The sequence below is a fragment of the Virgifigura deserti genome, from assembly GCA_003576685.1.
GTDB lineage: Bacteria > Pseudomonadota > Alphaproteobacteria > Dongiales > Dongiaceae > Virgifigura > Virgifigura deserti.
The window spans coordinates 213863-237753 of sequence record QOZR01000006.1; the positions used below are offsets into that span (position 1 = coordinate 213863).

Annotated in this window: 27 protein-coding genes; 15 read left to right on the forward strand and 12 right to left on the reverse strand. The window is 63.5% G+C overall.

Annotated features, from left to right (window positions below):
- Positions 1-3 precede the first annotated feature (3 nt).
- Positions 4-1509, reverse strand: coding sequence for a hypothetical protein (locus tag DT069_RS12575; protein ID WP_162913166.1), 1506 nt, complete (start codon positions 1507-1509; stop codon positions 4-6).
- A 312-nt stretch (positions 1510-1821) separates the two neighbouring features.
- Here DT069_RS12575 and DT069_RS12580 point away from each other — a divergent pair, with 312 nt between their 5' ends.
- Both DT069_RS12580 and DT069_RS12585 read left to right on the forward strand, forming a co-directional pair.
- Entirely contained in the window at positions 1822-2265 is a 444-nt protein-coding gene (locus tag DT069_RS12580) for a hypothetical protein (RefSeq protein WP_162913167.1), read from the forward strand.
- 76 nt (positions 2266-2341) lie between these two features.
- The gene (locus DT069_RS12585) at positions 2342-2764 is read left to right on the forward strand and encodes a hypothetical protein (protein WP_119460645.1); all 423 of its coding nucleotides are present in this window, start codon (positions 2342-2344) and stop codon (positions 2762-2764) included.
- 127 nt (positions 2765-2891) lie between these two features.
- Here the strand turns inward: DT069_RS12585 and DT069_RS24950 are convergent, their stop codons facing one another.
- On the reverse strand, positions 2892-3281 hold the full coding sequence (locus DT069_RS24950) for a helix-turn-helix transcriptional regulator (protein WP_425450195.1): 390 nt from the start codon (positions 3279-3281) through the stop codon (positions 2892-2894).
- A gap of 445 nt (positions 3282-3726) precedes the next feature.
- Between DT069_RS24950 and DT069_RS24955 the strand changes: the two genes are divergently transcribed.
- The gene (locus DT069_RS24955) at positions 3727-4065 is read left to right on the forward strand and encodes an HGGxSTG domain-containing protein (protein WP_119460646.1); all 339 of its coding nucleotides are present in this window, start codon (positions 3727-3729) and stop codon (positions 4063-4065) included.
- Positions 4066-4107: 42 nt separating this feature from the next.
- Here DT069_RS24955 and DT069_RS12600 read toward each other — a convergent pair whose 3' ends face one another.
- The 4 genes from DT069_RS12600 to DT069_RS12615 all read right to left on the reverse strand — a co-directional run bounded on the left by DT069_RS12600 (position 4108) and on the right by DT069_RS12615 (position 8737).
- A complete protein-coding gene (locus DT069_RS12600; protein ID WP_119460647.1) occupies positions 4108-6114 on the reverse strand; it encodes an AAA family ATPase in 2007 nt (668 codons plus the stop codon).
- Between the two features lie 453 nt (positions 6115-6567).
- A complete protein-coding gene (locus DT069_RS12605) occupies positions 6568-6792 on the reverse strand; it encodes a helix-turn-helix transcriptional regulator (protein ID WP_119460648.1) in 225 nt (74 codons plus the stop codon).
- Positions 6793-6846: 54 nt separating this feature from the next.
- Complete coding sequence (locus tag DT069_RS12610; RefSeq protein ID WP_162913168.1) at positions 6847-7437, reverse strand: hypothetical protein; 591 nt, start codon at positions 7435-7437, stop codon at positions 6847-6849.
- The gene (locus DT069_RS12615; protein ID WP_119460650.1) at positions 7430-8737 is read right to left on the reverse strand and encodes a tyrosine-type recombinase/integrase; all 1308 of its coding nucleotides are present in this window, start codon (positions 8735-8737) and stop codon (positions 7430-7432) included. Before DT069_RS12615 ends, DT069_RS12610 begins: the two co-directional genes overlap by 8 nt.
- Before the next feature lie 422 nt (positions 8738-9159).
- Between DT069_RS12615 and DT069_RS12625 the strand changes: the two genes are divergently transcribed.
- On the forward strand, positions 9160-11208 hold the full coding sequence (locus DT069_RS12625) for a methyl-accepting chemotaxis protein (protein WP_119460651.1): 2049 nt from the start codon (positions 9160-9162) through the stop codon (positions 11206-11208).
- Between the two features lie 27 nt (positions 11209-11235).
- Here DT069_RS12625 and DT069_RS12630 read toward each other — a convergent pair whose 3' ends face one another.
- Entirely contained in the window at positions 11236-11856 is a 621-nt protein-coding gene (locus DT069_RS12630) for an exopolysaccharide biosynthesis protein (protein ID WP_119460652.1), read from the reverse strand.
- Positions 11857-12011: 155 nt separating this feature from the next.
- On the opposite strand from DT069_RS12630, the gene DT069_RS12635 reads away from it, so the two are divergent.
- From DT069_RS12635 to DT069_RS12650, 4 genes are all read left to right on the forward strand, one after another.
- Positions 12012-12203 carry a DUF3008 family protein gene (locus DT069_RS12635; protein ID WP_119460653.1) on the forward strand — a complete coding sequence of 64 codons (192 nt, stop codon included), beginning with the start codon at positions 12012-12014 and terminating at the stop codon, positions 12201-12203.
- Positions 12204-12416: 213 nt separating this feature from the next.
- Complete coding sequence (locus DT069_RS12640) at positions 12417-12818, forward strand: hypothetical protein (RefSeq protein ID WP_119460654.1); 402 nt, start codon at positions 12417-12419, stop codon at positions 12816-12818.
- An 85-nt stretch (positions 12819-12903) separates the two neighbouring features.
- Positions 12904-13152, forward strand: a complete 249-nt coding sequence (locus DT069_RS12645) for a hypothetical protein (protein ID WP_119460655.1) — start codon at positions 12904-12906, stop codon at positions 13150-13152.
- Between the two features lie 143 nt (positions 13153-13295).
- Positions 13296-13490 carry a hypothetical protein gene (locus tag DT069_RS12650; RefSeq protein ID WP_119460656.1) on the forward strand — a complete coding sequence of 65 codons (195 nt, stop codon included), beginning with the start codon at positions 13296-13298 and terminating at the stop codon, positions 13488-13490.
- A gap of 129 nt (positions 13491-13619) precedes the next feature.
- On the opposite strand, the gene DT069_RS12655 is transcribed toward DT069_RS12650, so the two are convergent.
- Positions 13620-13877, reverse strand: a complete 258-nt coding sequence (locus DT069_RS12655; protein WP_119460657.1) for a hypothetical protein — start codon at positions 13875-13877, stop codon at positions 13620-13622.
- A gap of 265 nt (positions 13878-14142) precedes the next feature.
- Between DT069_RS12655 and DT069_RS24640 the strand changes: the two genes are divergently transcribed.
- From DT069_RS24640 to DT069_RS12670, 3 genes are all read left to right on the forward strand, one after another.
- Complete coding sequence (locus DT069_RS24640; RefSeq protein WP_162913169.1) at positions 14143-14364, forward strand: hypothetical protein; 222 nt, start codon at positions 14143-14145, stop codon at positions 14362-14364.
- A 69-nt stretch (positions 14365-14433) separates the two neighbouring features.
- The gene (locus DT069_RS12665; protein WP_119460659.1) at positions 14434-14775 is read left to right on the forward strand and encodes a cupin domain-containing protein; all 342 of its coding nucleotides are present in this window, start codon (positions 14434-14436) and stop codon (positions 14773-14775) included.
- 135 nt (positions 14776-14910) lie between these two features.
- Positions 14911-16059, forward strand: coding sequence for a DNA topoisomerase IB (locus tag DT069_RS12670; protein ID WP_119460660.1), 1149 nt, complete (start codon positions 14911-14913; stop codon positions 16057-16059).
- A gap of 26 nt (positions 16060-16085) precedes the next feature.
- Here the strand turns inward: DT069_RS12670 and DT069_RS12675 are convergent, their stop codons facing one another.
- Positions 16086-16388, reverse strand: a complete 303-nt coding sequence (locus tag DT069_RS12675) for a hypothetical protein (RefSeq protein WP_119460661.1) — start codon at positions 16386-16388, stop codon at positions 16086-16088.
- 265 nt (positions 16389-16653) lie between these two features.
- Positions 16654-16899, reverse strand: coding sequence for a hypothetical protein (locus DT069_RS12680; RefSeq protein ID WP_119460662.1), 246 nt, complete (start codon positions 16897-16899; stop codon positions 16654-16656).
- A gap of 602 nt (positions 16900-17501) precedes the next feature.
- Between DT069_RS12680 and DT069_RS12685 the strand changes: the two genes are divergently transcribed.
- From DT069_RS12685 to DT069_RS12700, 4 genes are read left to right on the forward strand one after another with little or no spacing between them, the layout of a single operon-like run.
- On the forward strand, positions 17502-19073 hold the full coding sequence (locus DT069_RS12685) for an ABC transporter substrate-binding protein (RefSeq protein WP_119460663.1): 1572 nt from the start codon (positions 17502-17504) through the stop codon (positions 19071-19073).
- A gap of 12 nt (positions 19074-19085) precedes the next feature.
- On the forward strand, positions 19086-20045 hold the full coding sequence (locus DT069_RS12690; protein ID WP_119460664.1) for an ABC transporter permease: 960 nt from the start codon (positions 19086-19088) through the stop codon (positions 20043-20045).
- 8 nt (positions 20046-20053) lie between these two features.
- Positions 20054-20866, forward strand: a complete 813-nt coding sequence (locus DT069_RS12695) for an ABC transporter permease (protein WP_119460665.1) — start codon at positions 20054-20056, stop codon at positions 20864-20866.
- A 4-nt stretch (positions 20867-20870) separates the two neighbouring features.
- On the forward strand, positions 20871-22520 hold the full coding sequence (locus tag DT069_RS12700; RefSeq protein WP_119460666.1) for an ABC transporter ATP-binding protein: 1650 nt from the start codon (positions 20871-20873) through the stop codon (positions 22518-22520).
- A 101-nt stretch (positions 22521-22621) separates the two neighbouring features.
- Here the strand turns inward: DT069_RS12700 and DT069_RS12705 are convergent, their stop codons facing one another.
- Positions 22622-23194, reverse strand: coding sequence for a DUF924 family protein (locus DT069_RS12705; RefSeq protein ID WP_119460667.1), 573 nt, complete (start codon positions 23192-23194; stop codon positions 22622-22624).
- Between the two features lie 3 nt (positions 23195-23197).
- Positions 23198-23839, reverse strand: a complete 642-nt coding sequence (locus tag DT069_RS12710) for a glutathione S-transferase family protein (RefSeq protein ID WP_162913170.1) — start codon at positions 23837-23839, stop codon at positions 23198-23200.
- Positions 23840-23891 lie beyond the last annotated feature (52 nt).

Here is a 23891-nt window from a genome sequence, read left to right on the forward strand (position 1 = left end):
GCCTCATCCAACCCGCCAAATGCGGACTTCGCTGTAGACTTCGACGACGCCGAAGCTGGAAGCTGCGCCGAAGCCGCCGGTTGAAGTCGTCTCGCATTGGTGCTGCAACTCGAAAACCTTCTCGGCCGTGATGGTGAACCGCCCCGCAACAACGGAGCGGGTAACGTGCGTCGTCCCGGCCGGGCTGTCGTTGCGCTCGCTGGTCCCGATGATCGTGTCCGTGCTGTCGGTGACGTTCCGCCATTTTGCCTTGTGAAGTCCGATCGCGCCGCCCCCGCTATGCGACGGGGCGGTAGCCTCGATGTCGTAGGTTCCGGCCGGCAGGGTGATCTGGTTGGCGGCCAACGACGCACCGATGACCTCGTTCGTCTTGACCACGTTCAAGTCGCGCGTCTGCCACGCGCCGGCCGTGAAATCGCCGCCAGCCGTGCCGCTGGCCTTCTCATCACGGACATGCAGAAGTTGCGGGTTGCCGGTGAACTCCGACGTGTAGCTTGTGCAGCGCCAATCGCCGGCGGCATACTCGACAAATTCGGCCTCGTCGCCCGCGACCGTCGTGATGTTGTTGCCGCCGGGCAGGACAAGATCGGTCGCGTGGTGCGTCAGGGTCAGTACGCCGTCGAAATGCAGTTTGACGACGGTGCCGACGCCCTTGGTCCCGATGCTGGTAATCGCGGTCGTGCCGGTGACGTCGAAATAGTTGCCGTCGCCCAGGGTGAGCGCAGCGGCCGAAGCCACGTCTTCGCCCTTGGCCCAGCTCTGCGTCTTCGTGAAGGTGTTGGCGCCTGTAAAGACGTTGTCGTCACCCGTCCCGGCTGCCTCGAGTGTGGCCCTGGCCGTCGCAGCATCGGCGTCATCAATCAGGCTCTCCCCGAAAGCGGAGACGGGGATCGAGCTGTCGCCGGTCGGCCCGGAGGAGGCGATCGGCTCGCCGGCCGCGTCGTAGGCGGCATACTTGCTGGCGCGATCGGCTTGGGGTGGCAGCGTCATATCGACGGTCGGATCGCCGTCGGGGGCATGCAGCGATCGGGTGATGAGTTCGCGGGTCCGCTGAGCGATGAGGGTCAGCTTATCGACGTTGGCCTCCAGCGTATCGGCCGGGAGGGTGCCGTTGGTCACGTAATCCACGGTCTGCGTCATGGCAGGATCGCGATATATCACGACCCTTGTGCCGGTCGGGGGTGCCACAACGAAGGTCACGCTGCCGCCCTCTGGAAGGCCGGCGCCCGCTACCGAGAAATCGGAGTCGATGACCTGTTCATCTTGGACGCCATCGCTATCGACCAGCAAGACTTTAAGATCCCCGCTGGCCGTGAACGGGTAGGGAAAACCAAAGTTTGTCGTGGCCCCATTGCCGTTGTAGCCCTTGCGGTTGATCTCGCTACTGACCGTCATCGTCGCGCCCTCCGGCCGATACCTTTGATTCTGCTTCACTAAATAATGCTTCGCGCTTAACTGCGCAAGTATTTGAAATTTTTCACGTTTGTAAAATTGCGAAGAACGCAACATTCTAGATGGCTAGTATTCGAGCCACCCTTTGTTTTCTGGAGGAAGTTCATTCGCAGAAAAAAGTTGTGCGGCCACGCGCGCGAGGGGCGGACCTTGATCGGTGGGATTCTCGTGCTCGCTTGGGAGGGAGTGCCACCCGGGGCGGGCCAACAGCAGACAGGCGGCCCGGGGCGGTTCACTACTCGTGAACGATTTTAACCAATTGTGTAAACGACTCGGTCGGCGGAGCCGTCTACTGTAAGGGCGACCGGGCGGGATGCGCCAACATCCCAACCCGGTCTAATCACAACCTCACTGGAAGGAGTGAAGGCCGTGACTGATGCAATTAATACCACGGATGCCACTACCTGCATTGTGGTTCCATTTCCCAAACGTTACCAAGACAGCGAAACCGAGATTGCCGACACCTGGCGAGCCTGGATCGCTGAGGCGGATATCCTGAGGGACCTGTACCAAGAGCAGTGGACTCGCGAAGACGCAGATCTCGATGAGAGAGTTACAACACTCGAACTCAGCGCCGACGCAAAGGCGCAGCGGATCCTGGATGCCGAATCTTCGGGGGCGATCACTCAGGCGGCCAGGATCCACATGGCGCTAGAGCACGCCGAACCGCGCTGCGACCTCAGCGACTATGGTATAGCGCCTCTCGCTGCATGTCTCCGGGACTTGCTGCCACTTTTGCCGGACGACATGGCCGAGCGGCTCGAGCCACTCACCGCGGAGAACGGCAAGGTTGACGCCGCTCTTGAGGCGTAGGTAAGCGCCTGCTGCCCTCGTGACAGCCATGATGGGGAGGCGCTAGGCTGGTTCCAACCTCTGAGAGGAATACCCAATGCGCCTCCTCTTGATTGCTGTGGTTGCAAGTGCGGCCTGTTTCACAAGTGCGGCTAAAGCCGAATGCGATTGGATCGAGAAGGCCCAGTCCTCAGATTTCGCGGCCGTCCTAGATTCGGTGATCTGTCTCAAAGATCCGGCTGCAGCTGAGTGTGATCGAACGGAGGCGGAAGCGTCGGATTTTAACGGCGAACGTGAGCGTCGAATCGACGCGTTGTCGATGTCTAATGACTCAAAGCAGGCCCTTCGGGACGGTAAAATCTGGGTCGGCGCTAACTCAGAAATGGCTTGTCTGGCGTGGGGGCGCCCTCGATCAGTTAACCGCACAACAACAGCCCACGGCGTTCGCGAACAGTGGGTCTACGGAAGCGGGAGCTATCTCTATTTTGACGACGGCTCTCTCACTGCCATTCAAAACTAGATCGTCTTTGATTGCCTGTAGAAGGCAATTCCGTCAGTGCTGCGCCGAAAATTCGCACGGGTCCCACTACGCTGTGGCTCAAGGCGAATCGGCGGCTCCCGGCCACCCGGTACCCGGTACCTCGGGACTACTTGGCGGGCCCGGGCTTCGGCTTGTCGACCGTGCTCTGTCTGCGGTTATCTCGCTCCCAAGCCAAAACATCCTCGAGCCGATAAAGGATCTCCTTCCCGATCTTGATGAACTTCGGCCCCTTGCCCTGCACACGCCAGTTGCACAACGTCACTTTGTGGCAGTGCCACCTGGCCGCGAGCTCGGTGGAGGTGAGAATGTCACTGTTGGCCGCAGGGGCTTCACCGGCGGTCAAGGCTAAGGCTTCGGCAACGCGACGCGCGTGGTCCTCAGTGGCCAAGGTGAGGGCTTTGACGATGTGACGTGCAATAGCCTCGGCCGTCTCGCCAGGTTTAATGAATGCGAGTTGCCTTGCGAGATCCATATGCTTTGAATCTTCTGCCTTCATTCGATCGACACTCCGTTGCTGAAGGATTCCCGGCGCCTCGCCGAAACTCGGCTCAACGAAGCCATGTGTAAACGTCTATTTTCGCTCTTGGGTTGTGTGCGCCTGATTAGCAATCAGGTGCTTTGATGCTGCCGAATGCTTGAAATCCAGGCGTTTATCTCTTCTGCCCTCGGTCTCTGGTAGCTTATTGGTAGCGGAGCGGCGACAAAAGGCCGCATCCGATCGGCGGCCCGGTCGCGCTGCCTATCAGATGCCTATCTGACGCGGATGAACCGCACGGCCCGACTAAATTCATTTCAGACGAGTGACTTAGGGTCTGATTAGTCGCTGACTAGATATCAGCCGGTCCTGTTCTTCGCGCGCTTTCAGCAGTACAATGACGGCCGGCGGCTATTACTCCAATGCGCGCGCACGCGATTCGCTTGTGCTCAGACACATTTGTCGAATGACGAACAACCAAGATCAGCAGCTGGCAAAGACGAAAGCCTATCTGGAAGGTCAGGTAATCGAGGCATTCCGGATTGAGGCCTTTGTCGCGCGGTGGCAGGCCGGCAAACACGCCAAAGCCTGGCGAGTGGTCCGCCATCCTGTGTGCGGCGCCAAGCGAAAGAAGGGCGGTCGCTGCCTGATGCGACCGGCCGCAGAGAACGGTCGTTGCAAATACCACGGCGGCCTATCAACTGGCGCCAGGACTGCGGAGGGCAGGGCCAGAATCGCCGAGGCCCAGCGACGGCGGTGGCTACGGTGGCGAGCTGAATGCGACGCCATCGATCCGTTCTCCTAGGTTTTCCACGCGCCACGGGCGGGTCCGGACAGACGGACACCCTTATAGGGGGGTGTCCGTGTCCGTCCGGGGCTGGACAGGCGGACAAAAGGTGTTTGTCCGGGCCTGTCCGGCTTTGTCCGGGATCCAGGCCCGATCTTCCCAAACCTTTATAAAGCCTTCACTTTGTAGCCCTTGCATGGCGCGCTGTATGGCCCGGCGTTTGTTGTCCGGATTGCTCGAATCCGCGATGAATTCCGCCTCGCAGAACTCGCGCCAAACCTCCGTCCGGACAAACCTGTTTTGTCCGGGAATCGGGTCGTTCTTTTGCGGCGTTTCGCCTTTTTCGTCGATGGCTCGGATCAGCAGTCGGTATGCCTGCAACTTCTGGCCTTTCGGCAGCCGGCGCATACTCGCCGCGGGCGCATTGCCGAGGTGGCGGACAACACAGGACGTTATTTCGTCGCCGTCCTCGTCCAAGCCGAGCTGCACCACGTCCAGGTCGAAGGCGAAGGCGTCCCCTTCGTGGCCATCCTTCTGCTTCACCACGGTCGCGCTACGCCCGGCCTCAGTCCGTGCAACTTCGACCACGGTATCCGCGGCACCTAGAAGGGAGCTATGTCCGCGAGGGCCTTTGCCGGGCTCTTTGCCGGTATGGTGGACGATGCAGACATGCACACCGAGCGTTTCCCGGATCCGATCGCAGTTCCGGATGAAGGCGGTCATGTCCTCCGGGCCATTCTCGTCACCGCCGGCCAACACCCGGCTTAGGGTGTCGATCACCACTAGACGGAGCTCTACCCCTGACGGTCGCTGCGCCTTGATGGTGTCAATCAACGGCTGCGTGTCGGCCTTCGGGTCCAGGAGGTTCAATGCGGTCGGCACAAGGGCGAAAGGGACGCCTGTAGCGCCCTCGGGAAGGTGTCGCCTCCGGAATGCCTCGATGCGCCTTACAAAGCCCTGCTGCCCCTCCGCGGCGACATAGACCACGGCGCCGCCCTTCACCTTCCGGTCACGCCAGGGCCGGCTCATGGCAACGTGCATGGATAGATCGAAAGCACAGAAGGATTTGCCGCAGGCTGGCGGCCCGTGGATCTCGGATAGCCCGCCGGCGGTTAGCAGCCCTTTGACGAGATAATCCGACTTCTGCCGGAACTTGACGTCCGCAAACCATGTGAACGGAATGCAGTGCGGTTTGCTCTTTGCTGGCGTCGGTTGCTCGATAGGACCGAATTGCGCGACAGGATGGTCGCAGCCGATCGGCTCCTTTCTGTATTGGTAGCTGTTCGCCACCTTTTGCGCCAACTCGTCAGGATCCCATGGCGGCTCGCATCGCGGGTTGTACTGCTTGAGCATCAAATCCAAACACATCGGCTCGGATATTCCGAAGTCGCCGACTCGATTAGCGACATTTACCGTGGTCATATCGCCGTGCTGGCCCTGTAGCGCCGCGGGGGCGTCGATCCGCAGAAAGTGAACTGCACGGTCGACCGCGCCGCGATCGTCCAGTATTTCGATTGCCTGCTGGGTGGCGCTCCGCTCCCGCGGTCGGCCGAGATGCTGTTTGATCTTGTCCGGCAGCGTGACGGGTGGGATGCCCCGCACAAGCCTGTAGGCCCCGTCCGATCGCACGCTGCCAGGCGCCACAATGAAGGCGCCGTCGGAACGGATGTCCAGCCCGGGGGCTAAGTCTTCAACGCTGCTCGCCACTGGTTCATCGACGACAAATACCAGATGGCGGCCGCTGCTCGGGGTGCGGCTCTCCCACGTCTCGGGGAGCTCGCCCAATTCCGCTATGGATTGCTCGCCCGCCTTGCCGGCCTTGACGTCAATGTCGATGGCACAGAGGGCACGACCGTCCCCAAACCGGCCGGTGAAAATCCCTATGTTTCTGTCAGGAGCGGCGGACCACCATGCGTGGATAATGTCAGCGTCACGCGTGGATTTCTGCTGCCACCCCTTTTCCCATGGAATCCACTTTTCTGATCGACGGCTGAACCGCAGCGGGAACACCCAGAAGCCAGCATCAGCCAGCGACAAGGCCCATTCGAGCTTACACTTGTCGCCCATGGCTCACCCCCTCGCGCCGGCGATCGGAGGCGGCGGGAAATCGCCGTGGACTATTGCCCATAGCCGCTCGAAAGCGAGACCAGCCGTCTCCTCATCGTCGGGCTTATCGTCGCGTATCCAAATTGGCATCCAGCATAGGCTGCCGTTAGAAAGGCGGCGGATGACGATAGCCGGACTGAACCATGGGCCCGGCTGGCATCGTTCATCGAACAATGCCCGCTCGAGGGCGCCGGCGGGGCGCACCCGGTGGTTACGATCACGGTGTGTTTCGAACCACAGCCTGTCGCCCGCGCGAAGCGGATCTTGGCAGGCATCTTCGATTGCTTGAGCAGTATTCACAGCACACCTCACGGACTCGCATTGAATTCCGGAGGCACCTAGGCTAGGTTCTGAGTTGTACAGATTTCACAGATCACCTAGCCCGCCGGTGCCTGCCGGCGGGTTTTTCTTTGGCTAGGCGGCCTGCAGGCTGGTCTGCTTTTCGAGCCAATCTGCGATCTGGCTAGCGCGCCAGTAATTGCGGCCGTTAATCTTGACCGGATGGGGGAATTGTCCGCGCTGTAGCCGGCGCCAGAGAGTTGCCTCGCAAATATCGCCCGTCAGCTGGCGGACTTTACGGCTCGGCACGAGTCGATCCGGTAGGGATGTGTCGTATTCGGTGCGGGAAACGTCAGCCATCTTGCCCTCGCTATGGAATTGAAAAGCAAGGGCATGCTCCCTTCAGCAAGGGCGCTATAAAACAGGGGGTTTAGGCGCTTTCTTTCCGAGCTCGGCTAGGGTCTCCAACAGCGCTTGCGCCGCGACCTCGCCCTGCGATCGAGCGCCCTGCAGGGCATCCCGGTATATCTGCTGTGCCTCTTTGCCCTGACGGCCCTGGAGCAGCTTAGAGCGCCATTCCTGGAGAGCACGCGGCAGCGGTACATCTGCTCGTGACTTGGCGGGCAACGGAATATCGCTGCTCCTCAGCACGCGTGCGACCTTATCGGCGGCCTCATTCTCGTTCGCTCCGGCCTCCATCAGTACCGAAATGGCCGCGCTGGCGACGGCGAGATTCAAACGCAGGCGGAGTGACGCCGACGGGCGCTTGCCACTCTTTGGTGCAGTGAGCAGCGGGGACTGATTGCCGCATTGGACGTCGACGACGGCGCCCGCTAGCGCCAACAACGGGACGACTTCTTCGGCCATTTGGTGGGCGTGTAGGAAGTCGATGACAGCGCTCAATGCTAGGCCCATTGCCTCTCGGCTGGCGACCGGATCACCTTCGCCTGGGAACTGCTGCCGCGCATGCTGCAGTGCTGCTTGAAGCCTCGCAAGTTCACTCACTGGTAGCACCCACTGCCGGCCGGAGCTCGACGATGTTGGTCTGCGGCAGCCTGCCCAATAGCTTGTCGATATGGTTGGCCCATGCCTCAAGGGCCCGGCGCTTCTCCGTCAGATAAAGCGCGCGATTGTAGTTCCCGGCCACGCCGGCCTTGTGACCGCTGATGTGGTTGAGAACGGCCTCCACGATGTGCGGCTGGATGCCAAGATCTTCATGCATCCGCGTCGAAACGGTGCGGCGCAGATCGTGCAGCGTCCAGTGTGGTATGGCCTCAGATATGCCGGCCTTCGTCCGTCTTTCCGCGATGAAGGTATCGACCCGTTCTTTCGGTTTGCTGAGACCACTGACGTATGTCTCACCGGTGGTCGTGAATACAAAAGGACTGTCTTCCACTCGCGTGACGGCTTTGAGGATTTCCACGGCTTGTGGCACCAGCGGCACAATGTGCCGCAAATCGTTCTTAGTCCGCTCCCCGGGTATCTCCCAAACCGGATTATCGCCCTCCAAGCTCCGGAACTCATCCCAGCGTGCGCCCGACACTTCGTCGCGCCGCTGGCCCGTCAGGAGCAGCAGCTTGAATAGCGGTCCGAACAACCCGGTTTCGGCTTCAAATGCGGCCCATACCTCGGGGATTTCAGCATTCGACAAGACTCGCTCACGCCGGTTGTCCTTACTCGGCTGCTTCACCCGGTCTGTTGGCGCCGCGGAGATGACGTCCCGCTCGACGCACCAATTGAAGAAGCGCCGCAAGTACGCCAGCGTGCGATTGGCGGCGATCGGGGATCCGCGGTCCACGATCGTGTCCAGCAGATCATGGACGTCTCGCTTGCCGATGCTCGAGATTGGCTTGTCGCGCCACGCTGCGACATCGGCGCCTTTCAACGTGCGCTCATATTCCCGCAGGGTCTTTGCCTCTAAGCCCTTGCGTTTGACGTACTTCGCCAGGAAGTCATCAGCCAGAACATCGAACGTGTTGCGGCTCTCATCCTCAAGGCGTGCCTTGTCGGCCTTGAGTGCATCCCTCGGGTTCTTGCCTTCGCTGGCGAGCCGAAGGGCGTCCTTTGCCTTCTGCCGTGCATCGGCGAGCGATAGGGCAGGGTATCGGCCAAGAGTGACGCGAGTGGGAGTCCATTTGCCTTTACTGAGGGCGCGTGGCTGAACAACCCAAGCCTTCGTACCATTGTAGCTGACCCGCAACCCGAATGAGCCGAGATGCTGATCCCAGTAATCGACCTGGCGCGCTTCTCTGGTCGGCGGCTTAATCCGCTGCACAGCGGCGTCCGTCAGCTTCACTCTGGGCATCTGAGGCTCCCCTAGGCATCCATAGGCAACGGGAAAAGCCTGACATAGAGGGATGCCTATTGCAAGGAAGTGAAAAGTCAATTTGCCCTTACATATTGGAAAAACGCCATATCTTCTGATCTGGTGCACTGATGTGAAAAGGCGAGAAATGGATAATGCACTGATTCGTAATCAGTAGGTCGGAGGTTCAAATCCTCTCAACGGCACCATCTTTTCGATATTGAAGGTTCAGAAGCCTGCCCCTGCAATCGCTGTGACCGAACCCGCCGTCCTCTCATTAAGGGCGGCTTTCTCGTTTCTGGCCGGAACCGAGGGATGCCATGCGAGACTTTGCTTCGTCGGCACGGCAAGCATCAGAACTCTTTAACTTATGAGGGTTAGCTAATTCCTGACGCGATCCAGTCAGGACAGGTGGACCCGCAATGTTAGAGGGCATCGGGACAGGAGCCGGTTTCTTCGGCTTCTTCGGCAATCTCAAGACCAGCATCAAGATTTATGCCGGCTTCGGTGCGGTGCTGGCGCTGTTGCTGGTGCTCGCGGCTCTCTCCTGGTTCGGTAGCCGGCAGTCCCAGGAGAATCTCGCGGCCTATTCCGGCGAGGCGCAGATTGCGCTGCTGAGCGCGCAGGCCGACTCCGCGCTCGTGGAGTCCCGTTTGGCGGTCGCCCGGTTCATGGCGCTGGGATCGGCCGACGAGGCCGCCGCCTTCGAGGTCCACCTCGCCGAACTGAAGCGCCGGTTCGGCGAGGCGAAAGAGCTGGTGGTGCTGGCCGACACCCGCAAGGCGGTCGACGAGATCATGACTTTCCTGGATCAGTACGCCGCCGGCTTCGAACGGCTCGTCGCCCTGCGCGCCCGCCAGGACGAGCTCACGCAGACGATCCTCGAGGATACCGGCATCGCCGCCCGTCGCGTTATCGCGGAGATCGGCGAGCAGGAGGCGGCCTCGCTAAACGTCAAGGGGCAGATCTTCGCCGCAAAAGTCCACGGCGACTTCCTCATGGCCCGGACGACCGCGTCCCGCTTCGTGGCCAGTCACAGGGAAGAGGACCGCGTCAAGGTCATGGATGCCCTCACCAACGTTCAGGCGGATCTCAGGCGGATGCGGCCGGCGCTTATCGCGCCGGGACAAGAGGAGCGGCTGGCGCAGATCAACGATCTGGTTGCGACCTATGTCTCGGGCATGGACGAAATCGCCGAGGTGATCTTCGAAAGCGACGACGTGATCAGTAATTCGCTGGACCGCTACGGCCCGGCCCTGGCGGACACGTCGGCCTGGATCCGGGAGACGGCGATCGACCAGCAGGCCAGGCTCGGCGCCGAGGCCGCGGACGCCGCGAAAGCTTCCGAGGCATCCTCCTTCGCCCTGTCCTTAGGTGCTCTTGGGCTCGCGCTGGTGATCGCCTGGGCGATCGCGCGGGCGATCACGGGGCCGGTGAATGCGATGACGGCGGCGATGAACCGCTTGGCGGCCGGCGATCTCGCGGTCGAGATCCCGGCGGCCGGGCGCCGGGACGAGATCGGCCAGATGGCGCAGTCGGTCGAGGTGTTCAAGGGCAATCTGCGGCGCAACCGGGAGATGGAGGAAGAGGCGAAGGCGCAGGAGGCGCGGGCGCAGGAGGAGCAGCGCAAGGCGATGCAGGCGATGGCCGACCACTTCGAGGAGACGGTCGGCACTCTGGTCGAGAGCATCGCCGCCGCGGCGACCGAGCTCGAGGCGGCGGCCGGAACCATGACCGCGGCGGCCGATCAGACCAACGCCCAGGCGATGACTGTCTCGGCGTCGGCGACTCAGGCTTCGGCCAACGTCCAGACGGTGGCGACGGCGACCGAGGAGCTGGCCGCTTCGGTGCGCGAGATCGGAACCCGGGTCGTGACCTCGACGGAAGCGGCCGAGCGCGCGGTCCGCTCGGCCGACCAGACCACCGAGACGGTTCAGGGTTTGGCCGAGGCCGCCCAGGCGATCGGCAAGGTGGTCGAGCTGATCCAGGACATCGCCGCCCAGACCAATCTCCTGGCGCTCAACGCGACGATCGAGGCGGCGCGCGCCGGCGAGGCCGGCAAGGGCTTCGCCGTGGTCGCGGGCGAGGTGAAGTCGCTGGCGACCCAGACGGCCAAGGCGACCGAGGACATCGCGAGCCAGATCCAGGGCATCCAGGGCGTGACCGGCGAGACGGTCGAGGCGATCAAGCAGATCGGCCGAATCATCGGCGAGAGCCGCGAAATCGCCAGCAGCATCGCCGCCTCGGTCGAGGAGCAGGACGCGGCGACGCAGGAGATCGCCCGCAACGTCCAGCAGGCGGCGCAGGGTACCGAGGAGGTCTCCGGCGCGATCGGCCAGGTCAGCCAAGCCGCGGCCGAAAGCGGTTCGGCGGCCTCTCAGGTCCTGACCAGCGCCCGCGAGCTCGGCCAGACCGGTGAGAAGCTGAGAGCCGGCGTGGCGGAGTTCCTGGAGCGCGTCCGCGCCGCGTGATTGTGGTCGGTACGGGCGGGATGGCCCTTACCCGCTGAACCACCACCACGCCGTCGGGACGGCGACGATATGCAGGCCGGCGACGATCAGCCCTGCCAGGATCAGCAGGCCGTCGCGGCCCATCGAGCCGAGCGCCAGTAGGATGATAGCGAGAGCCGGCGTGACGTTGACGAACGGCAGCGGCGCCAGAAGGATCAGGGCCATGGCCAGGGAGCACCAGGCCGCGATCCTGATCATCGGGTCGCTCGCCAGGCCCTGCAGGCGCGGGCGCACGAATTTCTCGGCCCATTCGGCCCAGCTCACGCCCTTACGGAGCCCGCGTACCGTCTTGCCGCCGTCATATGTCCAGCGCGCCACCCATTGCGGGACGGACGGTCGGCCTTTGCCGATCGCGACGTGAAAGGTCGCCAGGACCAGAGGCACGCCGAGAACGACACTGGCGCCGGGCAGGGGTGACAGCACGATGTTGAGCAGCGCGAGAATGACGATGACCAGAGTCAGGCCATGGCCGAAGATCGGCTCCATGACGTCGCCCATCGCCACCTCGTCCTTGCCGCCCGTCCTCTCGGCTGTCTTCTCGGCTGCTTTCTCGGCCGCTGCCCGCAATGGGCCGCTGATGGCCTGCTCCGCGCCCGAAGGTTTCGTCATGCGTCGCCTCCCGAATTCTCTTCCGCTCCTCTCGCCCTCCCATTCCCCTCGAGAGTGACAACGGATGTGCGCGGATTGCGTTGCCGCGGAGCAATTCACCGCTGCCGGCGTTAGACAGAACGGGGGTATGTCGCTCACAAGGATTGGAGGCGCATATGTCACCGGCGAAGTCGAAGAAGCAGCAGATGGCCGCCGGCGCCGCGCTCGCCGCGAAGCGCGGGGAGAAGCCCAAATCGAGCCTGCGAGCCGCGTCGAAGGGAATGGCCGAATCGATGAGCAAAAAGGAGCTTCACGAGATGGCCGGCGCCAAGCGCAAGAATTTGCCGAAGCGCGACTCGAAAGATTAGTCGAATATCGACGGTGGCTCCCCGCATGGGGACGCGCCCGGGCGGAATTCCGGAAGATCCTGCTTCGGACAATCCGCACTGACGCCTATGCGGGAAAGTCAAGTCGCCGCGCCGTCGCGGAACAATTTGCGCCGTCGCTGTATTGATGTCTCAAGTTCCTGATGACGTCCTCGGACGACTGTGCGGCGGACGCGCCACGATTGAGGTGACTCGATGTCGCGGACTCTCGATTGGAAGTGGATCGGGCTCGGCGTGCTGATCATGGTCGGGCTCAACCTCGTCGCCGGCGTCATCCTGGCCGTGCTGTGGGGCGGCGAGATGCAGGACGCGGCCAATGTTGAAGACATCACACTCAGCGGCGGGCAGGCCCTGCTCGCGGCGGTGCTCAACTTCCTGGTCTTCGCGATCGGCGGCTATATCGTGGGCGTCAAGTCGGCCGGGCGGACCATTCTGGAGCCCGGCATCTCGGCGGCCGTCGCGGTCGCCATCGCCCTGCTGCTTGCTGGCGGCTTCACGCTGACGAATCTCCTTGTCGGCGGGCTGGTGCCCTTCTTGGCCGGACTCCTCGGCGGGTGGCTCGGCGAGCGGCGGCAGGGGACGGCCAGGAGCGTCTGACTCAGGAGCATCTGACAATGGGTCACGGAACCGAAACGATCGCCGCGGTGTTGTCTGCAGCACAGTGTTCAACCGGAGATCACCCATGTATCGGACCATCGCGACTGCTGCGATCCTGTCCGTCGGATTTCTCGCGGCCTGCGAGATGCCCGGACCGGATCGGGTCGAGACGAGTAGGCCGACCGTCAGTTTCGAGTATGGGGACGACGAGGAATTGGCTGACGCCACCGAGCAGGCCGAGGAGTATTGCGAGGCCTATGACCAAGAGGCGCGGCTGAGCGATACCGACGAGCGCGACGAGGGCGAAGACATCGCGATCTTCGAGTGTCGGTGATTCCTCTCTGATCGACCCTGGCCGACTCCTGACCGACTTCTGGCCGTCCGCCGTCGCCGCTTGCCGGAATTCGGAACATCTCGCGCCGTCGCACGTTATATGCTTGCGACAGGAGGGGCCAAGGGAAGTGGAGCAAAATAACCATGTCGAAGCGACGGCGTTCCTATTGGTCGAGGACACGGAACGACCGGCTACCGGACGGCGGCATCGCGGCGCATGAAACCGAGGTCGTGTATCCCGGCTTGACCTTGCTCAGCACGCCCTATCGCCGGCTGTTCTTCTTTGCCGGTGTGGCCGGCATCGTCGCCCTCGTCATAGCAACTGCCATGGCGGTATAGAGCCTGACCCGATCCCATCGAAAGGATGGGATCGGCGACTCAGTCTCAAAGGACATGAACTGGAGGACGATTCACCGATCAGGTTGATCCAATCCGCTCGGGTCGTGCTCCGATCTCGCCGCTGCGGCTTCAGAACGCCGCCGGGCGATCGTCCGCGTCGGCGATCATCGGGCGATACTGCACGCCCTTCGTCGTTGCGAAGAAGGCGTCATCCATCTGCGCGACCCGAATCGACTGGATCTCCTCGTCGAGCCAACCGCGAAGCCCATCGAGTAAACGGACGACCGCAGCCAGCTTCACCCGCTCGAGCCGAATGGTGGTGCGGACGGTTGCCGGTGTGGCGCAGACTGCGCCTTCTTGAGTCTCGTCGGATGGGGACAGATCCATGATGCGCTTCCACGTTTCTTCTTAAAGCCGGGAAACGCCAGTCTGTCGTGAATTCTATAACGAAGCGTTAAAGGCGGACAGTAGTGCATATCATTTCTAAGTAAATACAGATAGATAGAAAGAAATCAGGAGGGTGTTTTGCTTGAATTTGATCTATCGTGCCCGGGCGGCGAATTAAGTTTTGCCGGATCCCGCTCCGTCGGGAACGCCTGCCAAAGGCTGGTGTTAGCACCGGTGAGGACCCGAACCAAGCGGGAGACGACGGATGGCGATGGAGCCGAAGCGCGGCGCGGGCAGGGACCAGGGCACGGGCAAGACCAAGCCGGCACCCCAGGCGGAGGGGCCGGGGCATAGCGAGAACCCGAACATGCCCACCGAGCCTGGCGAGCCGGAGGACCCGCGCCGGCCGGGCAACCCGGACTATCCGGACCAGCCCCGCAAGGGGCCGAGCTACCGCAAGCAGAACCGGAACCCGTACCAGACATAGCCGGCCGCCATCGGTGAATAGGCGTCCAATAGAGGGGGCGCAGACCGAAGCGGTCGAGGAGAGAGCGGGATGAACGATACAACCGTGACGAAGGTCAGCTCCCGGCACTCGCCGAAGAGCGGCGATGGTGAAAAGTATCTGGCGTCCGGCAAGTCGGTCTCGATGCGGCTGTGGGAGAACGAGCCGCCGAGCGCGTCGAAGCCGGCGAGCCGGCGCGATTACGAGACCGTGGGTTATGTGATCGGCGGCGTCGCCGAGCTGCATATCGAGGGCCAGATGGTGAGGCTCGAGGCCGGCGATTCCTGGATCGTCCCCAAGGGCGCCGAACACAGCTATCGGATCCTCGAGCCCTTCACCGCGGTAGAGGCAACCACGCCGCCCTACCAGGTGCATGGCCGCGAGGGTCATTGAGCCGGGCATGCTCCGGCCTCGGAAGCATTCCCCTGGAACCAATCCTGTGGCGCGGTGTTGACTTCGTGCCTTTCGGTGCCCCTCGCGGCGGGGCCGGCGTTCGGTGAGCCGCCTTGTTGACCCAGCCGGCGAGCCATGAGCGCCAACAGCCCGACCGAATCCCGCTCGAACTCTCGTTCCACGGTCTGCTCCGCCTCCTCCGACATCATTGTCGATCCGGTCGCGGCCTCGCGTCAGGCCGGTCTGCGTTATGTCAATGACGAGACGCCCGGCATCACGCGCCGCCGTGCCGGCAAGGGCTTCAGCTATCGCGATCCCGAGGGACGGCCGGTCAAGGATCCGGAGACGCTCCGGCGCATCCGCGCGCTGGCCATTCCACCGGCCTATACCGATGTGTGGATCTGCCCCGATCCGCGCGGCCATATCCAGGCTACCGGACGCGACGACCGGGGACGCAAGCAATATCGCTATCACCCGCGCTGGCGGGCGATGCGTGACGGGGCGAAGTTCGACCATATGCATGCCTTCGCCGCGGCGCTGCCCCGGATCCGCGCCCAAGTGGAAACCGACATGGCGCGGCCGGGTTTGCCGCGCGAGAAGGTCCTCGCCACCATCGTCAAGCTACTGGAGATCACGCTGATTCGGGTCGGCAACGAGGAATATGCCCGAAACAATCACAGCTTCGGCCTCACCACGCTCCGGGATCAGCATGTCCGGATCGATGAGGCGACGATGAACTTCGAGTTCCGCGCGAAGAGCGGCAGGATGCAGAAGATCCGCCTGCGTGACCGGCGGCTGGCGCGGATCATAAAGTCCTGTCGCGACATCCCCGGCAAGGAGCTGTTCCAATATCTCGACGACGACGGGCAGCGGCAGGTGATCGATTCGGGTGACGTCAACGACTATCTCCGTGCCGCCAGCGGCGCCGAGATCACCGCGAAGGATTTCCGCACCTGGGCCGGGACCGTGCTGGCCGCCTATGCGCTGCAGGAGTTCGAATCCTTCGACAGCGCGGCTGCGGGGCGCCGCAACGTCACCCGGGCGATCGAACGGGTGGCGGCCGAGCTGGGCAACACGCCGACGGTCTGCCGCAAATCCTACGTCCATCCCGCCGTCGTCGACGCCTATTTGGACGGCAGCCTGCTCAGCATGCTGAAGGAACGGGTCGAACAGGACCTGCGGGACGATCTATCGGGATTGAGCGGCGAGGAAGCTGCGGTGCTCGCCTTCCTCCAGCAGCGCCTGGCGCGCGCGACCGATCAGCCGGGAAAGACGTCGCGGTGAAGGACTTGTGGTGACTCGGGCCCGCCTCAGCAGAGCGGGCGGTACACCACCGGGCAGGGCAGGGGCGTATGGTGGTAGCGCAGCGTCGCCTCGAGGTCGGCGGCCGACAGCAGATTCTCGCCGTCAGGCTCCTCGAAGACGCTGAGGATCAGAAGTTCGGCCGGGTTCCGCTCTTCGTCGGGAAGCGCGTTCAACAGCCGCTCGGCCGAAGCGACTGCCGCCGCGGCCGGCGTCGCGCCCTGATGGGTGGTGGTCCCGTAGAGGCCGCCGCGTCCGGGCGTGGAGGGGGCGAAGATCCATCTGACCTTGTAGGGAATGTCCCGCAACATTGGTCGCTCCGCATTCATTATCTACCGTGACGGTCAGCGGCGACGGAGAATGCACTGCCCACCGACGCCCTAGGATTAGAGCAGCGACCGTTAAACAACTCTTAACCGGCAGATTTGCGGCCGACGCATGAGGGGCGAGTCACCCCGGTCCCCCATCGGGCGACCCGGAATCCACGCAGGCCGGGAGCGACCGCGCCGCTCTCGGCTCGGGAGGCGCTTCGCTCGGGGGACGCCTATCGCCTGGGGAGGCCTATCGGATGCGGTCCTACTGAATGCCGAGGATGCTCATCGCCTGGGCCAGCTTGTCGACCGACTCCTGATGATTGCCGGCGGCGTGGGCCTCTTCGCCCTCGGCCCGCAGGCGCTTCACCTCCGCGAGCTGATCGGCGGAGAGGGATGGGTTCTCGGCAAGCGCCGCGTCGATCTTGGCCATGTCGGCCGGGCAATGAAAGGCGAAGGCCGGGGCGATGATGCTGAATACGGCCACGACCGCAAGCAGGAAGCGCTTCATCGGTTTATATCTCCCAACAGATCGGCGGGCGAAATGCCCGGACGCGCAGTTTAGAACAGGATCCGATCAGGCTGAAGTAATCCGATCGGGTTAGACTCTGCCCTGTCCTTCCGGACCGCGTCGCCGGTTTCCGTTCTGCCTCCGATATCATCGCAAATATCGCTCTATGTCGCCCGTGGGCATGTTCGGGGCGTTAAGTGGCAAGGCCTTTCCCTCCGACGCCGCTAGCGTCATCATAAGACCCTAATGGGAAGGCGAGGGCCAGTGTCGGCTTCGTAGGCCGCACCCCTGGACGCGGGCTCGTTACGCGGGCTCCGGGCGTGCGCGCGAGCTATGGCCATTCGACAAGGAAAACAAGGGCTTCCGAAGCGGCGTGGCGGAATTTAAATTTGTATTCGACGGCGCTCTTGAGTCTTAATGGCAAAAGAATTGACACGGCCGCGCGGCGCGGCCCCGCAACGAACCGAGAACAGGAGGGCAGTCGAGCACGGAAGATCGCTTCCGTGCGCGATCACTGAATAGAACCGGTATCCGACGGCTCGAGAGGAAAGGCGCTCGCGACGAGGGAACCGGACGACGCAAACCAGAAACGGGAGGCTTGAATGTCCAAATATGATTACCTGGCATGGCTAGCGAAGAGCGGCGGCGTGACCCGCCGCGAGTTCATGAACCGCGCCGCGGCGCTCGGCGTCACGACGGCGCTCGCGACCTCGTTCGCCGGCAAGGCGTTCGCGCAAGAGCCCCAGAAAGGCGGCGATCTGAAGATCGGGATCGACGGCGGCGAGTCGACGAACAGCCTCGATCCGGCGACCTACCTGTCGACCTATATCCAGACCGTCGGCTTCCAGTGGGGAAACTGCCTCGTCGAACTTGACGAGAACGCCAAGATCATCCCCGAGCTCGCCGAGAGCTGGGAGCCCAGCGACGACGCGACGCAGTGGGTGTTCAAGCTGCGCAAGGGCGTCCAGTTCCATAACGGCAAGGAGATGACGGCGGCCGACGTCGTGTACTCCATCAATCACCACCGCGGGGAGGGGACGGAGTCCGCCGCCAAGACCTATCTGGAGGCGATCACCGATCTCCGGGCGACCGACACGCACGAGGTGACGGTCACGCTCAATTCGGCCAACGCGGACATGCCCTACATCATGGCCGACTATCACCTGCTGATCATGCCGGAAGGCTCCGATCCTGCTTCCGGCGTCGGCACCGGCCCCTTCGTGATCGAGTCCTTCGAGCCCGGCGTCCGGACGTTCGCCACGCGCAACCCGAACTACTGGAAGGACGGGCGGGCGCATGTGGATTCGGTCGAGAGCCTCGTCCTCAACGACCTGACGGCGCGGACGAGCGCGCTCCAGACTGGCGCGGTGCACATCGTCAATCGCGTCGACCCCAAGACCGTGGACCTCCTGAAGCGTGCCCCGGGCGTCCAGATCATCGCCGTGCCGAGCGCGGGGCACTACCTTTTCCCGATGCGCACGGACATGGCGCCGTTCGACAACAAGGACATGCGGCTCGCGCTCAAATACGCGATCGACCGCAAGGACATCGTGGACAAGATCCTGCGCGGCTATGGCGAGGTCGGAAACGACCATCCGATCCCGTCATTCGACCCGTTCTATGCCGCCGACATCCCGCAGCATAACTATGACCCGGATAAGGCGAAGCATCACTTCCAGAAGTCCGGCGCCAGCGGGCCGATCACGCTCCATATCTCCAACGCCGCCTTCACCGGCGCGGTCGACGCGGCGGCCCTCTACAGGGAGCACGCGGCCAAGGCCGGCATCACGATCAATGTCGAGCGCACCCCGGAGGATGGCTACTGGACCGAGGTGTGGATGAACAAGGCGTTCTGCGGCTCGTACTGGGGCGGCCGGCCGACGGCGGACCTGATGCTGTCCGTCGCCTACAAGTCGGATGCGGCCTGGAATGACTCCTATTGGAAGCGGGAGGACTTCGACAAGCTCCTCATCGCCGCCCGGGGCGAACTCGACACCGCAAAGCGCAAGCAGATGTATCACGACCTCCAAGTGATGATCTGGGAGGATGGCGGTGTCGTCATTCCGATGTTCAACAACTACATCTTTGCGGGCCGGGACAATGTGGCGGGGTTGGTGCCGTCGCCGGTCCTGACCGGGCTTCGCATGTCGGAGCAGCTCTACTTCACGAGCTGATCGGCCCGGCCGATGAATGCTGTACTGCGTCTCCTCGCCCAGCGCATCGCGCTGGGCGCGGGCTCGCTTCTCGCGGTCTCCGTGCTCATCTTCCTGGGCACGGAGATCCTTCCCGGCGATGTCGCGCAGGCGATTCTCGGTCAGGCGGCGACGCCGGAGGCGGTCGCGGCGATCCGCGAGACGCTGGACCTCAATCAGCCGGCCTATATCCGCTATTTCGATTGGCTGGGCGGCATCCTGCAAGGCGATCTCGGCACCTCGCTCGCGAACCGGCGTCCGATCGGCGAGATGATCGGGGAACGGCTCCAGAACACGCTCTTCCTTGCCGCCGTGTCGGCGGCGATCGCCGTGCCGCTCGCGGTGTTCCTCGGGCTGATCGCCGCCCGCTTTCGGAACAGCTGGCTCGACAAGTCGATCTCGATCGCGACCTTGAGCACGATCTCGATGCCGGAGTTCTTCGTCGGCTACGTGCTCATCTTCATCTTCGCCGTGACGCTCCGCTGGGCGCCCTCGCTCGCCAGCGTCTATGACAGCATGAGCCTCGGCGAGAAGCTCTATGCCATCGCGCTACCCTGCGCGACGCTGACGCTCGTCGTGGTCGCCCACATGATGCGGCTGACCCGGGCCGCGATCATCAACGTGATGTCGAGCCCCTACATCGAGATGGCGGAGCTCAAGGGCGTCACGCGCTCGCGTATCACCCTCTATCACGCATTCCCCAACGCGCTTTCGCCGATCATCAACGTGGTCGTGCTGAACCTCGCCTATCTCGTGGTCGGCGTGGTGCTGGTCGAGGTCGTCTTCGTCTATCCGGGCATGGGCCAACTCATGGTCGATGCGGTGGCGAAACGCGACGTCCCGGTGGTGCAGGCCTGTGGCCTGATCTTCGCCGCGGCCTATATCCTGCTGAACATGACCGCCGACATCCTGTCGATCCTCTCCAACCCCAAGCTTCGGCACCCAAGGTCGTGAGGACCGTCATGCGAAACACGCCGCTCAGCGCCTGGTTCGGCTTCACGATCATCGCGATCTACGCCTTCCTGGCGATCTTCGGTCCCTGGATCGCGCCTTACGGAGAGTCCGCGATCGTCGGCGACGTCTGGCTGCCAATGTCGAGCGAGCATTGGCTCGGCACCGACAATCTCGGCCGCGACATCCTGACTCGCCTGCTGTACGGCGCACAGAACACCATTGCCGTCGCGCTCGCGGCGACGCTCCTGTCCTTCGCCCTCGGCATGTCCCTCGGATTCCTGGCGGCCGTCGTCGGCGGCTTCACCGACCAGGCGATCAGCCGCAGCGTCGACGTCGTCATGTCGATCCCGACCCTGATTTTCGCGCTGGTCGTGCTCTCGGTCCTGCCGTCCTCGACGCTCGTCCTGATCCTCGTCATCGCGGTGCTCGATTCGACCCGCGTCTTCCGCCTCTCGCGCGCGGTCGCCGTGGACGTGGCGGTGATGGACTTCGTCGAGGTCGCCCGGCTGCGCGGCGAGGGGCTCGGCTGGGTGATTCGCCGCGAGGTGCTGCCGAACACGCTGCCGCCGCTGATCGCGGAGTTCGGCTTGCGCTTCTGCTTCGCTTTCCTGTTCCTCAGCGCCTTGAGCTTCCTGGGCCTCGGTATCCAGCCGCCGGCGGCCGACTGGGGCGGCATGGTGCGCGACAATGCGAACGCGGTCAGCTTCGGCCTCACCATCCCGCTCATCCCGGCCGGCGCCATCGCGCTTCTCACCGTCGCGGTCAATCTGGTGGTGGATTGGCAGCTCAACCGCGCCAGCCTGTTGCGAGGAAGGGCCTGATGCGATGACGCCGCTTCTCGAGATCGACGATCTGCGGATTGAGGGACAGAGCGAAGGCGATAGCTGGTTCGAGATCGTCAAGGGCGTCTCGCTGACTCTGAAGCGCGGCGAGGTGCTGGGCCTGATCGGCGAGTCGGGCGCCGGCAAGTCGACGATCGGGCTGGCTTCCATGGGCTATGCCCGTTCGGGCTGCCGAATCTCGGGCGGCTCCATCAGGCTCAACGAGCAGGAGCTGTTCGGCGCGCCCCACGAGACCTTGCGCAAGATTCGCGGCGTGCGGGTCGCCTATGTGGCGCAGAGTGCCGCGGCCGCCTTCAACCCGGCCCACACCTTGAACGCGCAGGTCTGCGAGGCCGCCGTCACGCATGGCGTCATGAGCATGGACGAGGCGCTGAAGAACGCGAAGCGCCTCTATGCGAAGCTCCGCCTGCCGAATCCGGAGACCTTCGGCGACCGCTATCCGCATCAGGTCTCGGGCGGCCAGCTTCAGCGCGCGATGACCGCCATGGCGATGGTTTGCAAGCCGCATCTGATCGTGTTCGACGAGCCGACGACCGCGCTCGACGTCACCACCCAGATCGAGGTCCTGGCCGCGATCAAGGATGCGATCCGGGATGAGGGCACGGCGGCGCTCTACATCACCCATGACCTCGCCGTCGTGGCCCAGATCGCCGACCGCATCATGGTGCTGCGGCACGGGACGCTGGTCGAGGAGGGGCCGACCGGGCAGATCCTCCATGAGCCGAAGCAGGCCTACACGAAGGCGCTGGTGAATGTGCGCCGCGTGGAGGGCGAGGCGACCCATCGCGAAAGCGGCCCGCCGGTCCTGGAGGCACGAAACCTCACGGCCGGCTATGACCGCAGCCTTCTGGTCCTGAAGGACGTGTCGATCGCGCTCGAGTCCGCGACGACGCTGGCCGTGGTCGGCGAGTCGGGCTCCGGCAAATCGACGCTTGCCCGAGTGCTGACCGGGCTGCTCCCGCCGATCGAGGGTGAGACCGTTTTTGCCGGCGAGACGCTCAGCCGCAAGCTCAAGGACCGGACGAAGGAGCAGCTGCGCCGTCTCCAGATGATCTACCAAATGCCCGACGTGGCCCTCAATCCGCGGCAGAAGGTCGAGGAGATCCTGGGCCGGCCGCTGACCTTCTATTTCGGGCGATCCGGCGCGGCGCGGAGGAAACGCGTCGAAGAGCTGCTCGAGTGGGTGGAACTGCCGCGAGATTTCGCGCAGCGCTATCCGTCCGAGCTTTCGGGCGGCCAGAAGCAGCGGGTCTGCATCGCCCGTGCCCTCGCGGCGGAACCGACCGTCATCATCTGCGATGAGGTCACCAGCGCCCTTGATCCCGTCGTTGCCGATGGGGTCCTGCGCCTTCTCCTGCGAATCCAGAACGAGACGGGCCTCGCCTACGTCTTCATCACGCACGACCTTGCCACGGTGAAGGCGATCGCGGATTCGATCGTAGTGATGTATCAGGGCGAAATCGTGCAGCAAGGCCCGAAGGCCGAGGTGCTCACGCCGCCGCACCACCCCTACACGGACCTGCTGCTGTCCTCGGTCCCGGAGATGGATACCAATTGGCTCGACGCCGTGCTGGCCGAGCGCGCGCGCCGCAAGGCGCAGGGCGAAAAGGTGCTGGATAGCGCGGGCCTGTAGGATCCGTCATTCAGGGGATCGGAGCTCCGCCGCGCTTGGCTTCATGCTTCGACAAGCTCAGCATGAGGACGTCACCCTGAGCTTGTCGAAAGGTGAGGTCCTCAGAACGACGAGCCGGGCTGCTTCAGGAAGTCTTCCTCCTCGGGCGTGCTGGGGCGGCCGAGGACCGCGTTGCGGTGCGGGAACCGGCCGAATCGCTCGATGACCTTCTCGTGGCGGATTGCATAGTCGAGATACTCCAGCGCCGTGACGCGGGCCTCGCCCTGCTGCTCCTCGGCGAGCTGCCGGATCAGCGCCACGGCACGCCGCTGATCGGCCAAATCCTCGCTATGCTCGAACGGCAGATAGAAGAAGACGCGCCGGTCGTCGGCGACGGCGCGGTCGAAGCCTCGGTCGATCGCCCCGCTTGCGACGGCTCGGGCCTTCCCGTCGGCTGCGAAAGCGCGCGGGCTGTCGCGGTGGATGTTGCGGGGGAACTGATCGAGCAGGAGGACGAGGGCGAGGCAGCCGTCCGGACTCCGCTCCCACGCGCCGAGCCGGTCCTCGGCCGCTTCTGTCACGGCCACCTGGAAGTTGCGGCGAATCTCCGCGTCGAACGCCGCATCCCGGACGAACCAATTGTTCCGGGCGCGCTCACCGAACCAGAACTCAAGAATGGCTCGCGGATCACTCATCGCTCACGCGGCCGCGTCGTGCTGGACCAGCATCCGGTGGATCGCCGGCCGTGCCCCGACGAGACCGACGCAGCGCTTCACATTGTGGCAGCGGGCGTAGAGCTGTGGCACCGGGTCCTGCCACGTCGCTAGCATCTGCATATAGATGTCGCAGGCGCTGAACCGCTCGCCCAGCAGATAAGGCCCGGCCGCCAGCGCCTGGTTGATGCGGTCCCAGATAATCATCAGCTCGTCCGTCGCGCGTGCCTGGATCGCCGGCGTCTGCGCCTCGTCGATCGTGTGGCGCTCGGGATAGTAATAGAGCAGGTAGGCCGGCTGCAGCGTGCTCGCCAAATATGCCATCCATTGATAGTAGGCGCCGCGCAGCGGATCGTCGACGGCCGGCGCGAGCCGCGCTTCCGGATGCCGGTCGGCGAGATACATGCAGATCGCGGCCGATTCATAGATGACCTGCGATTCGTCGACGACCCCATCCACGACCAGTGTCGGCACCTTGCCGTTCGGATTGAGCTTCAGATAGTCCGGCGATCGCGGCACGCCGGGCGACAGATCGATCCGTTCCAGGATGTATGGCGCGCCGATCTCCTCCAGAACGGCGTGCGGCGCCATCGCGGCGCTGCCCGGCGACCAGTAGAGCCTGTACATCGCGACGTCTCCCTCAGACGTTCTTTTCTGCGGCATTCATCCGCCGCCGCGA

Excerpts from the sequence above, each read along its gene's own strand:
- DT069_RS12575 (WP_162913166.1), bottom strand. The coding sequence starts at position 1,509 with ATGTTGCGTTCTTCGCAATTTTACAAACGTGAAAAATTTCAAATACTT.
- DT069_RS12585 (WP_119460645.1), top strand. The coding sequence starts at position 2,342 with ATGCGCCTCCTCTTGATTGCTGTGGTTGCAAGTGCGGCCTGTTTCACA.
- DT069_RS24950 (WP_425450195.1), bottom strand. The coding sequence starts at position 3,281 with ATGAAGGCAGAAGATTCAAAGCATATGGATCTCGCAAGGCAACTCGCA.
- DT069_RS24955 (WP_119460646.1), top strand. The coding sequence starts at position 3,727 with ATGACGAACAACCAAGATCAGCAGCTGGCAAAGACGAAAGCCTATCTG.
- DT069_RS12600 (WP_119460647.1), bottom strand. The coding sequence starts at position 6,114 with ATGGGCGACAAGTGTAAGCTCGAATGGGCCTTGTCGCTGGCTGATGCT.
- DT069_RS12605 (WP_119460648.1), bottom strand. The coding sequence starts at position 6,792 with ATGGCTGACGTTTCCCGCACCGAATACGACACATCCCTACCGGATCGA.
- DT069_RS12615 (WP_119460650.1), bottom strand. The coding sequence starts at position 8,737 with ATGCCCAGAGTGAAGCTGACGGACGCCGCTGTGCAGCGGATTAAGCCG.
- DT069_RS12625 (WP_119460651.1), top strand. The coding sequence starts at position 9,160 with ATGTTAGAGGGCATCGGGACAGGAGCCGGTTTCTTCGGCTTCTTCGGC.
- DT069_RS12630 (WP_119460652.1), bottom strand. The coding sequence starts at position 11,856 with ATGACGAAACCTTCGGGCGCGGAGCAGGCCATCAGCGGCCCATTGCGG.
- DT069_RS12635 (WP_119460653.1), top strand. The coding sequence starts at position 12,012 with ATGTCACCGGCGAAGTCGAAGAAGCAGCAGATGGCCGCCGGCGCCGCG.
- DT069_RS12640 (WP_119460654.1), top strand. The coding sequence starts at position 12,417 with ATGTCGCGGACTCTCGATTGGAAGTGGATCGGGCTCGGCGTGCTGATC.
- DT069_RS12645 (WP_119460655.1), top strand. The coding sequence starts at position 12,904 with ATGTATCGGACCATCGCGACTGCTGCGATCCTGTCCGTCGGATTTCTC.
- DT069_RS12650 (WP_119460656.1), top strand. The coding sequence starts at position 13,296 with ATGTCGAAGCGACGGCGTTCCTATTGGTCGAGGACACGGAACGACCGG.
- DT069_RS12655 (WP_119460657.1), bottom strand. The coding sequence starts at position 13,877 with ATGGATCTGTCCCCATCCGACGAGACTCAAGAAGGCGCAGTCTGCGCC.
- DT069_RS24640 (WP_162913169.1), top strand. The coding sequence starts at position 14,143 with ATGGCGATGGAGCCGAAGCGCGGCGCGGGCAGGGACCAGGGCACGGGC.
- DT069_RS12665 (WP_119460659.1), top strand. The coding sequence starts at position 14,434 with ATGAACGATACAACCGTGACGAAGGTCAGCTCCCGGCACTCGCCGAAG.
- DT069_RS12670 (WP_119460660.1), top strand. The coding sequence starts at position 14,911 with ATGAGCGCCAACAGCCCGACCGAATCCCGCTCGAACTCTCGTTCCACG.
- DT069_RS12675 (WP_119460661.1), bottom strand. The coding sequence starts at position 16,388 with ATGTTGCGGGACATTCCCTACAAGGTCAGATGGATCTTCGCCCCCTCC.
- DT069_RS12680 (WP_119460662.1), bottom strand. The coding sequence starts at position 16,899 with ATGAAGCGCTTCCTGCTTGCGGTCGTGGCCGTATTCAGCATCATCGCC.
- DT069_RS12685 (WP_119460663.1), top strand. The coding sequence starts at position 17,502 with ATGTCCAAATATGATTACCTGGCATGGCTAGCGAAGAGCGGCGGCGTG.
- DT069_RS12690 (WP_119460664.1), top strand. The coding sequence starts at position 19,086 with ATGAATGCTGTACTGCGTCTCCTCGCCCAGCGCATCGCGCTGGGCGCG.
- DT069_RS12695 (WP_119460665.1), top strand. The coding sequence starts at position 20,054 with ATGCGAAACACGCCGCTCAGCGCCTGGTTCGGCTTCACGATCATCGCG.
- DT069_RS12700 (WP_119460666.1), top strand. The coding sequence starts at position 20,871 with ATGACGCCGCTTCTCGAGATCGACGATCTGCGGATTGAGGGACAGAGC.
- DT069_RS12705 (WP_119460667.1), bottom strand. The coding sequence starts at position 23,194 with ATGAGTGATCCGCGAGCCATTCTTGAGTTCTGGTTCGGTGAGCGCGCC.
- DT069_RS12710 (WP_162913170.1), bottom strand. The coding sequence starts at position 23,839 with ATGTACAGGCTCTACTGGTCGCCGGGCAGCGCCGCGATGGCGCCGCAC.